The organism is Streptomyces polyasparticus, from assembly GCF_014493765.1.
Taxonomy (GTDB): domain Bacteria; phylum Actinomycetota; class Actinomycetes; order Streptomycetales; family Streptomycetaceae; genus Streptomyces; species Streptomyces polyasparticus.
The window spans coordinates 279,898-295,072 of record NZ_JACTVJ010000013.1 but is presented as its reverse complement, the minus strand read 5'-3'; the positions used below and the strand labels follow the sequence as shown (position 1 = coordinate 295,072).

Sequence of the window (15,175 nt, the reverse complement as noted above, 5' to 3'; positions counted from 1 at the left end):
CGGACGTCTTCGGCACCGGCGCGGCGCCCGGGAGCGTGACGGGAGAACCGCCCGCATGCTCGAGCCGAACGAACCCGGTACGTCCGGGGAAGCCGAGAACAACAACGCACCTGGGGACAAGCTGCCGCCGCGCCGCCGGCGCCGCGCAGCCTCCCGCCCGGCGGGACCGCCCGTCGCGGCCACGGCCTCGGACGCGCCGGCCATACCGGCCGCCGAAGTAGCCGCCGCCGAGCCGGTCGCCGCCGAGGACCCCGTCGTGGACGAGACCGCCGTCGAGGCGGCCGAGGCGCCCGTCGCCAAGGACGAGGCCGAGGAGACCCCCGCGCCGCGCACCCGCCGTCGCGCCACGCGTCGCGCCTCCGCGCCCGCCGGGGCGCCGAAGGCCCCCGAGACGGCCGAGACCGTCGCGCCCGCCGCCGCTGTCGTCGCCTCCGACGAGGCCGCGCAGGACGAAGAGGCCGAGGCCGTCGAGGAGACCGCCGCCGTGGTCGAGCCGGTCGTCGAGGAGCCCGCGCCGCGCGCCCGAAGCCGCCGTCGCGCCACCCGCAAGGTGTCGGCCCCGGAGGCTGTCGAGCCCGCTGCCGACGCGCCCGTCGCCGAGGCCGCCGCTGACGTACCGGCCGAGAAGACTTCCGACGTACGCGAAGACGTACGCGAGGAGCAGCCCGCCGCCGCTGCCGAGCAGCCCGCGGTCGCCGAGGAGGCTCCCGCGAAGGGTGCCCGTACGCGCCGTCGCGCCACCCGCAAGGTGACCGCGCCGTCCGGTGCGCCCGCCGTCGCCGAGGAGCTGCAGGCGCCCGCCGCCGCTCCCGCGCAGGACGAGCCGGCCCCTGTGGCCGAGGCGCCCGCCCCCGAGGCCGCCAAGGACGCGCCCGCCGCCAAGGACGAGGCCGAGGAGACGCCCCGCCGGGGCCGTCGCCGCGCGACCCGTAAGTCCGGCGCGCTCTTCTCCGAGCCCGCGCCCGCCAACGGTGCGAGCAAGGACGAGAGCGTCGACGAGGCTCCCGCGCGGTCCGCGCGCCGCCCCGCCGTCGCCGTGTTCCAGGCGCCGGTGTTCACCGAGCCGATGTTCCAGACGCCCGAGCGTGCCGCGGCCGCCGCTGCCGCCGAGGCCGCCGAGGCCGATGAGGAAGAGGCCGCCGCCGAGAGCGCCCCGGTCGTCGAGGAGCAGGCCGAGGCGCCCGCCTCTCGTCGCCGCCGGCGTCGTCGCGGTGAGCCGGCCGAGCCCGTCGCCGAGCCGGTGCAGGAGCGTGCCGAGGAGTCCGACGAGGACGCCGACGACCAGGACGCCGAAGGCGCCGACGAGTCCGCCGACGGCGACGACTCCGAGGACCAGGGCGGCCGTTCCGGCCGTCGCCGCCGCCGTGGTGGCCGCCGCCGCCGTCGCGGTGAGGCCTCCGACCAGGACGGTGGCGAGGACGAGGACGCTTCGGACTCCGCCGACGAGCAGGACGGCGCCGAGGCCTCCGACGACTCGGACGAGTCCGATGAGGACGACGAGCAGAACGACCGCGACGCGGGCGGCTCGACGAGCAGCAGCCGCCGCCGCCGCCGTCGCCGCCGTCGCGCCGGTGACAGCTCCACGGACAGCGAGCCGGGCGACGGCGACCCGGAGCGCACCGTCGTCAAGGTGCGCGAGCCGCGCGCCAAGAAGTCCGAGAGCGAGCAGGCCAGCGACGAGGTCCAGTCCATCAAGGGCTCGACCCGCCTGGAGGCCAAGAAGCAGCGCCGCCGCGAAGGCCGTGAGCAGGGCCGCCGTCGCGTCCCGATCATCACCGAGGCCGAGTTCCTGGCGCGCCGCGAGGCCGTCGAGCGCGTCATGGTCGTACGCCAGCACGGCGAGCGCACCCAGATCGGCGTCCTCGAGGACAACGTGCTCGTCGAGCACTACGTCAACAAGGAGCAGGCCACCTCGTACGTCGGCAACGTCTACCTGGGCAAGGTCCAGAACGTGCTGCCGTCGATGGAGGCCGCCTTCATCGACATCGGCAAGGGCCGCAACGCCGTCCTGTACGCCGGTGAGGTCAACTTCGAGGCGCTCGGCATGGGCAACGGCCCGCGCCGTATCGAACAGGCCCTGAAGTCCGGCCAGTCGGTCCTGGTGCAGGTCACCAAGGACCCGATCGGCCACAAGGGCGCCCGTCTGACCAGCCAGGTCTCGCTGCCCGGCCGCTACCTCGTCTACGTGCCCGAGGGCTCGATGACCGGTATCAGCCGCAAGCTGCCCGACACCGAGCGCGCGCGTCTGAAGACCATCCTCAAGAAGATCGTCCCCGAGGACGCGGGCGTCATCGTGCGCACCGCCGCCGAGGGCGCGAGCGAGGACGAGCTGCGCCGCGATGTCGAGCGGCTGCAGGCGCAGTGGGAGGACATCCAGAAGAAGGCGAAGCAGATCTCGACCTCGTCGCCGAGTCTGCTGTACGGCGAGCCGGACATGACCGTCCGCGTCGTGCGCGACATCTTCAACGAGGACTTCTCGAAGGTCATCGTCAGCGGTGACGAGGCCTGGGAGACCATCCACGGATACGTCTCGCACGTCGCGCCTGACCTCGCGGACCGGCTGTCGAAGTGGACCTCCGAGGTCGACGTCTTCGCCACGTACCGGATCGACGAGCAGCTCGCCAAGGCGCTGGACCGCAAGGTCTGGCTGCCGTCCGGTGGTTCGCTGGTGATCGACAAGACCGAGGCGATGGTCGTGGTCGACGTCAACACCGGCAAGTTCACCGGTCAGGGCGGCAACCTCGAAGAGACCGTGACGAGGAACAACCTCGAAGCGGCCGAGGAGATCGTGCGCCAGCTGCGGCTGCGCGACCTCGGCGGCATCGTCGTCATCGACTTCATCGACATGGTGCTCGAGTCCAACCGGGACCTGGTCCTGCGCCGGCTGCTCGAATGCCTGGGCCGTGACCGTACGAAGCACCAGGTCGCCGAAGTCACCTCGCTCGGTCTGGTGCAGATGACGCGCAAGCGCGTCGGCCAGGGCCTGTTGGAATCCTTCTCCGAGACCTGTGTGCACTGCAACGGCCGTGGCGTCATCGTGCACATGGAGCAGGCCACCTCCGCCGGTGGCGGCGGCAAGCGCAGCAAGAAGCGCGGCAAGGGCGGCGACCACCACGAGCACACGCACGAGGCGGTTGAGGCGGTCGAGACCGTCGAGACCCATGCCGAGGTCGCTGCCGAGGTGGCGGCTCCGGTGAAGCTCGACGAGCCCGAGTTCCGTCCCGACGAGGAGCTGTACTCCAGCGCCGCCGAGGCCGAGGCCGCCGCGTCCAGGGGTCGTTCGCGGCGCCGTGGTTCGCGCAAGGCGTCGGCTCCGGTGGGTTCGCCGAAGACGGCGGAGGCCAAGGCCGAGCAGCCCAAGGCCGAGCAGCCCAAGGCCGCGGAGCCCAAGGCCGAGCGGGTCGAGGTCGAGCAGCCCAAGGCGGATGAGCCGAAGGCGGCCGAGGTGAAGCCTGCTGAGGCGGAGCCTTCGGTGGCTGCCGAGGTGACCGAGCCCGTCGAGGACGCGGCGCCCAAGGGCCGCACCCGTCGCCGGGCCACCCGCAAGGCGTCCGCTCCCGCGGGGGCGCCCAAGCCCGCCGACGAGGCGGCCGCGGCCGCCGTGGTCGTCGAGCCCGCCCCTGTGGCGGCCGAGCCCGAGCCCGCTCCCGTACAGGAGAAGCCCGCCGAGGCGCCCGTACAGGAGGCCGAGAGCGCGGCCCCGGCCCGTCCGCGGCGTCGCGCCGTGCGCAAGGCGTCCGCGCCGACGACGTCCGTGGACGCCGCGGTGGTGGTCGTGCCCGCGACCGGCGGCGAGCCGCAGGCGGAGCCCGAGGCGGCGCAGGCCGCTCCGGCCGAGGAGGCCGCGCCGGCCAAGAAGGCAGCGCGCAAGTCGGCCAAGAAGGCCACCGCCAAGAAGGCCGCGACCAAGAAGACCGCGGCGGCGAAGAAGACGGTGGCCAAGAAGACGGCCGCCAAGAAGTCGACGACGAAGAAGGCGGCGGCCAAGAAGACCGCGGCCGCCGAGCAGCAGACGCTGCCGACGGTGTCGGCTTCGGCGGACGAGAGCTGACTTCGTCCCAGCTGAACGCGGCCTGCTCCGGGCAACTCCCGGGGCAGGCCGCGTTTTCGTTTTCGCGAAGTGACATTTCTTGCTGGTTACGACCTCGAAGACCCTGTGAAAACTCCTGCTACTCTGGCGCCGATTGCGCCCCGAACGTTTGCCGGATGGTCACATCCGGCACAGGCGGGCGCATTCCATGAGCGGCCAGGCGGGGGCGTGGACGTTTGTGTACGAAAGCAACCATGAGTTCGGCGATGTGCCGGGGGCGGGGCTCGCATGCGCCGGTTCCCCCACACCTCGGTAAGTAAAGGCACCTCAGAGGGTGCTGAAGGGGAGGGGCCAATGTCCGCTGCGATCCACCAACCGATACCCGCCGCCAGGCCGGTCATCGGTGAGGACGAGATAGAGGCTGCCGTACGTGTGCTGCGCAGCGGACGTGTCGTCCAGGGCCCCGAAGTGGCCGCCTTCGAGGAGGAGTTCTCGGAGGTCGTGGCGGGCCGGCACTGCGTGGCGGTCAACTCGGGCACCTCTGCGCTGCACCTGACTCTGCTCGCCCTCGGCATCGGCCCGGGCGACGAGGTCATCGTCCCGTCGTTCTCCTTCGCCGCCTCCGCGAACGCCGTCCGCCTCGTCGGGGCCGACGCCGTCTTCGCCGACATCGAGCGGGACAGCTTCTGTCTGGACCCGGCGGCTGTCGAGGCCGCCATCACGCCGCGCACCGCGGCCATCATGCCGGTGCACCTGTACGGCCACCCGGCCGCGATGGACCGGCTGATGGCCATCGCCGAGCGGCACGGTCTCGCGGTCGTCGAGGACGCCTGCCAGGCGCACGCCGCCGCCCTGAACGGCACGCCCGTCGGCGCCTGGGGCACGGCCGGCACCTTCAGCTTCTACCCGACCAAGAACATGCACGCCCTCGAAGGCGGCATGATCACCACGGCTGACGCCGAGGTCGCCCGCACCCTGCGTCTGCTGCGCAACCAGGGCATGGAGCAGCGCTACGCCAACGAGATCGTCGGCGCCAACATGCGTATGACGGACGTGGCTGCCGCGATCGGCCGCGTGCAGCTGGGCAAGCTGGGCGGCTGGACCGAGACGCGCCGCAGCAACGCCGCGTACCTCGACGAGCACCTCACCGGCGTGGTCACCCCGCCGGTCGCCGAGGGCGCCCGGCACGTGTACCACCAGTACACCGTGCGGGTCGAGGGCGACCGTGACGCCGCGATGGAGCAGCTGACCGCCGCCGGTGTCGGCAACGCCGTGTACTACCCGACGCCGATCCACCGCCTCAAGCCGTACTGGGAGCCGGACCAGAAGGCCGGCCGCACCTGGGACCTGCCGGAGACGGAGCGCGCCGCGGCCCAGGTCGTGTCGCTGCCGGTGCACCCGGCGCTGTCCGCCGCCGACCTGGAGCGCATCGCCGCCGCTGTGAACGGTCTGGGGGCCTGAGCATGAGCACCACCACACTGCGCGCCGGCCTCATCGGCCTGGGCTCGATGGGACGCCACCACGCGCGTGTCCTCGCCGGTCTCGAGGACGTCACGCTCGTCGCCGTGGTCGACCCGATGGGCGACAAGAACGGCTGGGCCCAGGGCGTCCCCGTCCTGTCCACCGTCGACGAACTGATCGACCTCGGCGTCGATTACGCGGTGGTGGCATGCCCCACCGCCCTGCACGAGGAAGTCGGCCTCAAGCTCGCCGAGGCCGGTGTCGGTGCGCTGATCGAGAAGCCGGTCGCCGACACCGTCGAGGGCGCCCGCAAGCTCGTGGAGGCCTTCGAGTCGCGCGGTCTGGTCGCCGGCGTCGGCCACATCGAGCGCTGCAACCCGGCGCTGCGCAGCCTCCGCGCCCGCCTCGAGGCCGGTGAACTGGGCGAGATCTTCCAGGTGGTGACGCGCCGCCAGGGTCCCTTCCCGCACCGCATCGCAGACGTCGGCGTGGTCAAGGACCTCGCGACCCACGACATCGACCTGACGGGCTGGGTGACCGGTCAGAAGTACACCTCGATCGCCGCGCACACGATCCACAAGAGCGGCCGCCCGCACGAGGACATGGTCTCCGCCGTCGGCCGGCTCACCGACGGATCCATGGTCAACCACCTGGTGAACTGGCTGAGCCCGCTCAAGGAGCGTTTCACCTCGGTCACGGGCGAGCGCGGCACGTTCATCGCCGACACCCTCACCGCCGACCTGACGTTCCACTCCAACGCGGCCGTCGCCACCGAGTGGGAGGCGCTGCAGGCATTCCGCGGGGTCTCCGAGGGCGACATGATCCGCTACGCGATCCCCAAGCGTGAGCCGCTGCTCGTCGAGCACGAGCTGTTCCGGGACGCGATGCTCGGCAAGCCCGCCGACATCTGCACGTTGCAGCAGGGGCTGCGGACGGTCGAGGTGGCGGCGGCGGTACTCGAATCCGCCGAGACAGGCCTTTCGGTGGACCTCCGGGCTGGAGAGTTCGCGGGCCATGGCGCCTGAGACCGGACCCGGGCGGCGGCAAGGGCAAGCCGGGATGTCCTCGGTACCCACTGGAGAGGCGAGATGACAACGACTCCCGATGTGACGGTGGTCGTCGCCGTCTACAACACCATGCCCTACCTGACCGAGTGCCTGAACTCGCTGGTCGGGCAGAGCATCGGACTCGACCGTCTGGAGGTCGTGGCCGTCGACGACGGCTCGACCGATGACAGCGGGAAGGAGCTGGACCGCTTCGCCGAGCGGTATCCGGACACCTTCAAGGTGATCCACCAGGCCAACTCCGGTGGTCCGGCGGCGCCCAGCAACCGAGCCCTCGACGCCGCGACCGGGCGGTATGTGTACTTCATCGGCTCGGACGACTACCTCGGCGAGGAAGCGCTGGAGCGCCTGGTCGCCTGCGCGGACGAGAACGGCTCGGATGTCGTCGCGGGCAAGATGGTCGGCACCAACGGCCGTTATGTCCGGCAGAACCTGTACAAGGCCGACGCCGCCGATATCAGCCTCTTCGACTCCGACCTGCCGTTCGCCCTGGCCAACACCAAACTGTTCCGCCGCGAACTGGTGGAGAAGCACAAGCTGCGCTTCCCCGAGCATCTGCCGGTGGGGAGTGACCAGCCGTTCACCATCGAGGCCTGCGTCCGGGCCCGCAAGATATCGGTCGTGGCCGGTTACACCTGCTACTACGCGGTGAAGCGGGGCGACGCCAGCAACATCACGTATCGCGCGGACCATCTGGCACGGCTCAACTGCACCGCCGAGATCATGCACTTCACGGCCGGCCTCATCGAGGCGGGACCCCGTCGTGACGCGGTGCTCAAGCGCCACTTCATCTGGGAACTGGCCAAGCTGATCCAGGACGACTTCCCCGCTCTCGCCCCCGACACTCAGCGCGAAGTGTGTACGGGCATCGCCAAGCTCGCGGATCTCTATCTCACCGAGTCGCTGCGCGACTCCATCGACGTCAAGCGCCGCGCACGTATCTGCCTGGCTCAGGGCGGGGCGGTGGAGGAGCTCGGCGAGGCCATCGTGGCCGAGGCCCGCCGCGGCACTCCCACCTTCTTCGCGGAGGACGACAGGGCGTACGCGGCCTACCCCGGCTTTCGCGACGAGCGATTCGGCCTGCCGGACCGGGCCTTCGAGTTGATGGAGGAGAAGGTTCCGGGACGGCTGGCCAAGGGCACGAAGCTGCTCTCCTCCGACTGGGAGCAGGAAGGCGACGACCTCTGGGTCAGCCTCTCCGTGCGCGTTCCCGTCGTGGGGGACACGGGTGGTGTGGTGATCCGCCTTGCGGACGGCGCGATGCCCACGAGCGCGGACAAGCCCGGGGCACTCGTGGTGCCTGCCGACCGTGAACTTCCGGTGGCCGTGGGGGAGTTCCGCACCGAGAGCGAGGCGGACGGAACGGTCGTCCACGCCCGTATCCCGATCGCACCCGTCAAGGCCACCCGAGGCGTCCGGGTCTATTTGCGCCTGGCCGGACGTACGTACGAGATTCCTGTCAGAGGCAAGGGCGAGCCCATGCCGCTGGCACGGCGCTGGCGCAGCGAAGACCCCTACCGGGTGTCGGCCACGGTGAACAAGAAGGGCCGCATGGTGATCACCACCGGCCAGATGTTCCCGCCCCAGAAGTCGCTGGGCTCGCGTCTGCGGTCCCTGCTCACCGGCTCAACGACCGGTTCCAAGAGGAAGTAACCAGCACTCATGAACATCTGCGTAGTCGCCCTCGGCAAGATCGGCCTGCCGCTCGCCGTGCAGTTCGCCGCCAAGGGGCACCGGGTGATCGGCGCCGACGTCAACGAGAAGGTCGTCGAGCTGGTCAACGCCGGCACGGAGCCCTTCCCCGGCGAGTTCGACCTCGACCGGCTGCTCAAGGAGACCGTCGGCGCGGGTCTGCTCACCGCCACGACGGACACGGCCGCGGCGGTCGCCGAGTCCGACGCCGTCGTGGTCGTGGTGCCGCTGTTCGTCGACGCCGAGGGCGTGCCGGACTTCGGCTGGATGGACGCCGCGACCAAGGCGATCGCGGCCGGCCTCAAGCCCGGCACCCTCGTCTCGTACGAGACCACGCTGCCGGTCGGCACCACCCGCGACCGCTGGGCCCCCATGCTCGCCGAGGGCTCCGGTCTGACCCCGGGTGAGGACTTCCACCTGGTCTTCAGCCCCGAACGCGTCCTGACCGGGCGGGTCTTCGCCGACCTGCGCCGCTACCCGAAGCTCGTCGGCGGCATCGACGAGGCGTCCACCGCGCGCGGCGTCGCGTTTTACGAGCAGGTGCTCGACTTCGACGTACGCGAGGACCTGCCGCGCCCCAACGGCGTCTGGGACCTGGGCACTTCGGAGGCATCCGAGATGGCCAAGCTCGCCGAGACGACCTACCGCGACGTCAACATCGGTCTGGCGAACCAGTTCGCGCGCTTCGCCGACAAGACCGGCATCGACGTCAAGAAGGTCATCGAGGCCTGCAACTCGCAGCCGTACAGCCACATCCACCAGCCCGGCATCGCCGTCGGCGGCCACTGCATCCCGATCTACCCGCGGATGTACCTGTGGAACGACCCGGAGGCGACCGTCGTCCGCTCGGCGCGCGAGGCCAACGCCGCGATGCCGTCGTACGCGGTGGACCTCCTCGCGGCCGCCTACGGCGACCTGACCGGGGTGAACGTCCTGGTGCTCGGCGCGGCCTACCGCGGCGGCGTCAAGGAGACCGCGTTCTCCGGTGTGTACGGCACGGTCGAGGCGCTCAAGGAGCGCGGTGCCGTTCCGTTCGTCTCGGACCCGATGTACACCGCCGACGAGCTGACCGCCCACGGGCTGCCGCCGCACGCCGGTGAGACCGTCACCGCCGCGATCCTGCAGGCCGACCACGCGGAGTACCGCGAGCTCGCCGCGGCCGATCTGCCGGACGTACGCGTCCTCGTGGACGGTCGCCGCACGACGGATCCGGCGCGCTGGGAAGGTGTGCGCCGGGTGGTCATCGGCGGCTGAGCCGAGCCGCTCTCCCCGCACGACGACGGGCCCGCTCCGAAGGTGTGGAGCGGGCCCGTCGTCGTGCGGGGAGTGCCGGGAGGCTCAGTCCTCGCCGAGGAAGAGCTCCTCGTAGCCCTTGCGCACCACGGACCAGTCCCAGGTGGTCATGGCGTGGTCGGACGCCAGCTTGCCGGCGTTCAGCCACGTCGTCTCGTCGGCCGTGGTGCGCAGGATGCGCTGCACAGCCTCTTCGGGTGAGCTCACGACCCACTCCGACGGATAGATGGTGCGAGCGCTGTTGGGCTTGCCGGCGTAGTACGGCCAGTCCCGTACGACCGGGACGGCACCACTTGCCGCGCCTTCGACGACGGCGATGTGGAAGCTCTCGCGTACCGAGGCGCTGAGGATGACGCCGATGTCGGTGAGCTTCGAAGCGACGTCATCCGTGTGCCCGAGCCGGAGCACGGCACCGTCCTCCACCAACGGAGCGACCTCCTTTTCGAAGTCCTTCCGATAGGCGCGCGCCGCTTGGCTGTTGCTGGGGTCCATGTCGTCGCCCACCAGCAGGAGGCGGTACCGCTCGTCGTGCTCCCGGAGCAACTTCAGTACGCGCACCGCCCACAGCGGGTCCTTGGGGACCTGCCCGATGCCGACCAGGCCCAGATTGAAGCGCGCCTCGGCCGACTTGGGCCGGACGAAGTGGGGCAGGTCGATGGTGTTGTTCACGACGTGGATGCGAGGCGCCTGCTCGCCACGCAGCTGCGGGAGGAGCGAGGTGGCGAGATCCCGTACGTGGGGGGCGACGAAAACGAGGTCGTCGACACGGGAGTAGTCGGTCATGTGCGGCCAGCGGGTGAAGACCTCGTAGCTGTGCAGCCGCACCATGACCCGGGTGTCGCCCGGATCAATGGTGGTGAGCATGGCGGCGGGACCCACGGCCCACTCCAGCAGCACGGTGTCCGCCCAGTCGAGGTGGGGCCGCATGAGCCGCTCGACTTCCTCCTGGTAGGGGCTGGTGCCGTCGGACAGCCGGTCTTCCAAAATCCGGGCAGCGGCCCACGAGATCCGCGACAGCGGCTTGGAGGCGGCCAGGTCCAGGAAGCGGAGCTCCACTCCGGGATGGTTCGAGAAGTGGTCCCGGATGTGGTGGAGGAAGTTGTCGTTGGCGCTCACGGTCACCAGCAGCCGCAAGGGGCGGTCGGTGGGCGCGTCGGCGGCGGGAACCTTCCTGCCCCGGGGGCGGGACAACGCCTGCATCGCCGTGGACCGGTACAGCGGGTCCACGTAGCTTTCGGGATCTTCGGTCAGCGGGGAGGACAGCTGGTCGATGTGGATCACTCGATGGAAGTGCAGCTGCAGGGCACGTCCCAGCGCGTCCTTGGCCGCGGTGATCTCTCCCGCGGCGAACGCGGCGTCGGCGTGCGCCAGATGCGCGGCGACGCTCTGGTCCATGTCCGAAGGGCTCTTTCCCCGCTTGAGAGCGGGGGCCACGGCCTCATCGAGAAGCTCCGCCCGCAGAGCGAGGTCGGAGATCTTCGCAGCGGCGTTCCTGAGTGCCAGTGATGCGCCCTCGTTCCGGCCGGCCAGCTGCATGCCCTCGGCGACATAACGGGCCGTGGCGGCACGCGCGGCCGGCGGGAGACCGGGAGCGGTGCTCGCGGTTCGCCACAGGCGCGCCCCGAGGGTGGTTCTCATCACGCGGCGTGAGGTCGCCGTACGCATGAGGAGGGAGGGAACGGAGGTGACTCCGCGGCGGATGTCGCGGCCGACCACGCCCAGGGGCGGAAGGGTGTTCTCGCGACGGGCGGTCCGGCCGTCGTCCGGCTGGGACTGGATCTTCTGCAGCGCACGCAGCGCCGGTGCCAGGCCGAACCTGGCCTCGGCCGCAGGGTGGCGCTGTGCCAGCCGCCACACCGTGTACACGGCGTTCTGGTCCAGGGCGACCAGAAGATCGGCGCTGCGGGCCCGGGCCCGCAGCCACGGGTCGCGCTGAGCCTGCAGCCACACCTGGAGACCGCGCGGCCCCTTGGCCGCCTGGCGGCGTATCGCCTGATTGCGATGCCCCAGACCACGCGGCAGCTGGTGCACGGCGGCGGCGTCCAGACCGAGACCGTCCATCTGCTCGGAGACAGCCGACAAATGGAAGGTGCCCGCAAGATGCACGCGGGCGCCCAGGGCTTCGAACTTGGATATCGCGTCGGCGAGAACGCTGAACTGGGGGCGGCTGGAAGCGATGATCAGTACTTCGGTCACGGGGTCGATCCTTCGATGACTGCGGACTTTCCGGCGTATCGGGTCGCGTACTCCTCGAGAATGATCCGTACGCCCGCGGCCATGAGCTTCTCGCGGCTGAACTGGTCGGCATGAGCCACCGCGGCCTTGTGCTCCTCGGCGGTCGTCTCCACTGCCATGTGAGCCGCCCGGATGAAGGAGTCGGCAAGCGCCTTGCTGTCGAGACCGACCGCTCCGGTCCACAGGGGGTGGTCCCGCAGCACGTTGGAGGCGTCGTGTTCGACGGCGTGTGCCGAGACGATCGGAAGTCCGGTCGCCATGTACTCGTACACCTTGCCGGAGGTGACGTACTTGCCGCCGATCAGGATCAGCACCATCGCATCCCAGCCGGCATAGAGCGACGCGATGTCGGCCTTGGCCGCCGGGCCGCCGAAGAACACGTCGTCGACCTCGGCCTGCTTGAGGATCTCAGTGTGCTTGTTGGCCTCCCGGCTGGCGCCCGAGCCGATGTGGCCACGCAGCTCGAAGCGCGCGTTCTTCAGGAGGGGCTCCTGCTCGCGTGCCGCGCGCCAGGCGTCCAGGACGGTCTGCAGCTGCTTCACGGTGAAGTTGACCGTGCCGAGGTAGCCGAATACGAGGCCGTCGTCGGCGTGGGTGCTGTCGACATAGCCCGGAGCGCTGTCCTTGTCGTAGCCGTTGCGCACCACGTGGACACGGTCGGCCAGAGAGGGGTAGCGGGCGCGGTAGTGCTCGGCGATCGGGTCGTTGACGACCGTCAGGCACAGCGCCTGTCCCAGGACCTTCTGCTCCCAGTGGCTCTCCGCGGAGTCACGGGCGAAGGCCTCCACGCCGTCGACCACGTCGATGGACCAGCCGTCGCGGAAGTCCACGGCGTACGGCACCTTGGCCTCTTGCCACAGCCGCCAGGCGGGGGCCAGGTTCACATACGGAGTGCACGTGGTGAGCAGCAGGTCGGCCGGGGTCTCCCGGTGAATCCGCAGAACGGCTTCCTCGAGGTCGTCCTTCCACGGGCCGAAACACGGTTCGGGGAAGATCTCGACCTGACGGCGCCGGAGTTCGGCGTTCCAGGCGTTGGGCCTGAGCGCGCGGTCCTCGTCGAAGAGCCGGATGTCGGTTTCCAGGTCCTCGCGGAACAGAGGCAGTTCGATGACGCGGATGCGCGGGTCCACGCCCTCCAGGAGGGTGAGGTCGAGTCCGTAGTCCGCTTCCCACGCCTCACGGGCGATGGTGACGACGGTGACGTCCCAGCCCTCGTTGCAGAACTGGTTGGCGGTCTCCCGCATGCGGTACGCGCAACTCTTGGCGGCCGGCGGGAAGCCGATGGCGAGATATATGAGATGCGGGCGTGAGCCGACGGAGCTCATCTGAGTTACGTGTCCCTTCGACGATTGCGGGCTGCGGGCGACAGCGGCAGACAGTTGGCGTCCACGAGACAGCTCATCGAGCGCGCTTCGCGTGCTGCGGACTGTCCTGCCATTCCTCGAGCAGCCGCACCACGTTGTGCGCCGCCCGGCCGTCGCCGTACGGCTTGCCGGGGTCGTCGGCCGGGGAGGGACGGAGCACCGTTTCCGCCCACTTGACGTCGGACAGCTCGTGCGGATCGGGCACCAGCGTGTTCCAGCCGGCGCGGACCGTCTCGATCCACTCGGTCTCGGGCCGCACCGTCGTGCAGATGCGCTCAAGGAGGAACGCCTCCTTCTGCAGGCCACCCGAGTCGGTGACCACACCCGCGGAGGCGAGGACAGCGGCCACCAGGCCGGCGTACGGCAGCGGGCGGCCGACCTGGATCGCGCCCCGGGCCAGTTCGATGCCGTGTTCCTCGGCTCGGGCGACCAGACGCGGGTGGGCGAGCAGAGCCACCGGGACGGGCAGGCCCGCCAGAGCGCCGACAAGGGCGTCGAGCCGCTCCGGATCGTCGGTGTTGTCGGGGCGGTGCAGGGTGGCGAGCAGGAACGGCTGCGTTCGGTCGATGCCCTCGGGCAGCGCGGGAGCAGGGTGCTCTCCGGCCAGCACCGCATCGCGGATGCGCAGACAGATGTCGACCATCACGTCACCGGCGAGGGCGGATCGTGCGGCGAGCCCTTCATGGGCGAGGTGCCGCATGGCTTCTTCGGTGGGAGCGAGCAGCAGATCGGCACAGTGGTCGGTGAGGACCCGGTTGTGCTCCTCGGGCATCCGCCGGTTGAACGACCGCAGACCGGCCTCCAGATGCGCCACCGGCAGGTGCATCTTCACGGCCGACAGGGCGCCCGCGACCGTCGAGTTGGTGTCTCCGTACACGAGCACCCAGTCGGGCCGCTCGGCTTCGAAGACCGGGTCGAGAGCGGAGAGCACGGCACCGGTCTGCACACCGTGGCTTCCGGAACCGACGCCGAGATGGACGTCGGGGTCGGGTATGCCGAGGCCGGAGAAGAAGACGTCCGAGAGATCGGCGTCGTAGTGCTGCCCGGTATGAACGATGCGGTGCTCGTGCTCGGTTTCGGCGAACGCGGCCGCTATGGGCGCGAGTTTCACGAGTTGAGGGCGGGCGCCGACGATGCTGATGACCTTCACAGGGTGCTTGTCTTCCGTTGTGCTGCGTGGCGGGTGAAGTTCCGGTTTCCGGCCGGGACAGTCAGGTTTCGCGTCATGCTAAGCGGGGATGCGAAAGCAAAAGCAGGCGGAGGCCCGAATGTGACGCATGCGTGATGGTCAAAAGCGGGGTAAATCCCTCGAATCGGAGTGACGCCAAGGAAACGCAAGACTTCCTCGGCGTCGGTAACGAGGAATCGGCCACTAAGCCACGCGCTCCGTCAGCACCCCGTCCTTCTCCTCGTACACCGCACCCGTCTGCGGGCATTCCCAGACCCCGGTCCCGCTCTCGACGAGCTTGACCCCGGCCCGTCCCACCCAGCCGACCTGCCGGGCCGGTACGCCGACCACCAGGGCGAAGTCCGGGACGTCCCGCGTCACCACGGCGCCCGCGGCGACCATGGCCCAGCGGCCGATGTGGACGGGGGCGACGCACACCGAGCGGGCACCGATCGAGGCGCCCTCGGCGACCTTGACGCCGACGGCCTCCCAGTCGCCGCCGCGCTTCTGCTTGCCGTCGGGGTCCACGGAGCGCGGGTTGTGGTCGTTGGTGAAGACGACCGCGGGACCGACGAAGACACCGTCGGCCAGCTCGGCCGGTTCGTATACGAGGGCGTAGTTCTGCAGCTTGACGTTGTTGCCGATCCGCACGCCCGTGCCCACATAGGCACCTCGGCCGACGACGCAACCCTCGCCGAGGCGGGCGCCCTCACGAATCTGGGCGAGCTCCCAAATGCTGCTGCCGGCTCCGATCTCGGCACTCTCGTCGACCTGGGCGGTGGGCTGGACCCGGTAGTTCACTGGCTTCTGGCCTTTCCCTCTACGTCCTCGGCCGATGAGCTTACGCGGCAGCCGACGGGCCCCGGGA

General features: G+C 70.3%; 9 protein-coding genes. 5 read left to right on the top strand and 4 right to left on the bottom strand.

Translation table 11 applies throughout. The features are described from left to right. Nucleotides 1–55: 55 nt before the first annotated feature. The 5 genes from H9Y04_RS27575 to H9Y04_RS27555 all read left to right on the top strand — a co-directional run bounded on the left by H9Y04_RS27575 (nucleotide 56) and on the right by H9Y04_RS27555 (nucleotide 9,501). Nucleotides 56–4,051 (top strand): Rne/Rng family ribonuclease, encoded by a 3,996-nt coding sequence (locus tag H9Y04_RS27575; RefSeq protein WP_187816741.1) that lies wholly within the window; start codon nucleotides 56–58, stop codon nucleotides 4,049–4,051. A gap of 333 nt (nucleotides 4,052–4,384) precedes the next feature. Further along, a complete protein-coding gene (locus H9Y04_RS27570) occupies nucleotides 4,385–5,491 on the top strand; it encodes a DegT/DnrJ/EryC1/StrS family aminotransferase (RefSeq protein ID WP_187816740.1) in 1,107 nt (368 codons plus the stop codon). A gap of 2 nt (nucleotides 5,492–5,493) precedes the next feature. After that, nucleotides 5,494–6,516, top strand: coding sequence for a Gfo/Idh/MocA family protein (locus tag H9Y04_RS27565; protein WP_187816739.1), 1,023 nt, complete (start codon nucleotides 5,494–5,496; stop codon nucleotides 6,514–6,516). A 63-nt stretch (nucleotides 6,517–6,579) separates the two neighbouring features. After that, complete coding sequence (locus tag H9Y04_RS27560) at nucleotides 6,580–8,208, top strand: glycosyltransferase family 2 protein (protein WP_187816738.1); 1,629 nt, start codon at nucleotides 6,580–6,582, stop codon at nucleotides 8,206–8,208. Nucleotides 8,209–8,217: 9 nt separating this feature from the next. Continuing rightward, entirely contained in the window at nucleotides 8,218–9,501 is a 1,284-nt protein-coding gene (locus H9Y04_RS27555) for a nucleotide sugar dehydrogenase (RefSeq protein ID WP_187816737.1), read from the top strand. An 84-nt stretch (nucleotides 9,502–9,585) separates the two neighbouring features. On the opposite strand, the gene H9Y04_RS27550 is transcribed toward H9Y04_RS27555, so the two are convergent. From H9Y04_RS27550 to H9Y04_RS27535, 4 genes are all read right to left on the bottom strand, one after another. Beyond that, nucleotides 9,586–11,736 (bottom strand): glycosyltransferase family protein, encoded by a 2,151-nt coding sequence (locus tag H9Y04_RS27550; RefSeq protein WP_187816736.1) that lies wholly within the window; start codon nucleotides 11,734–11,736, stop codon nucleotides 9,586–9,588. After that, the gene (locus H9Y04_RS27545) at nucleotides 11,733–13,019 is read right to left on the bottom strand and encodes a glycosyltransferase (RefSeq protein WP_187816809.1); all 1,287 of its coding nucleotides are present in this window, start codon (nucleotides 13,017–13,019) and stop codon (nucleotides 11,733–11,735) included. Before H9Y04_RS27545 ends, H9Y04_RS27550 begins: the two co-directional genes overlap by 4 nt. Nucleotides 13,020–13,173: 154 nt before the next feature. After that, a complete protein-coding gene (gene wecB, locus H9Y04_RS27540) occupies nucleotides 13,174–14,289 on the bottom strand; it encodes a non-hydrolyzing UDP-N-acetylglucosamine 2-epimerase (protein ID WP_187816735.1) in 1,116 nt (371 codons plus the stop codon). Nucleotides 14,290–14,511: 222 nt separating this feature from the next. After that, entirely contained in the window at nucleotides 14,512–15,108 is a 597-nt protein-coding gene (locus H9Y04_RS27535) for an acyltransferase (protein ID WP_187816734.1), read from the bottom strand. Between the last annotated feature and the right edge of the window lie 67 nt (nucleotides 15,109–15,175).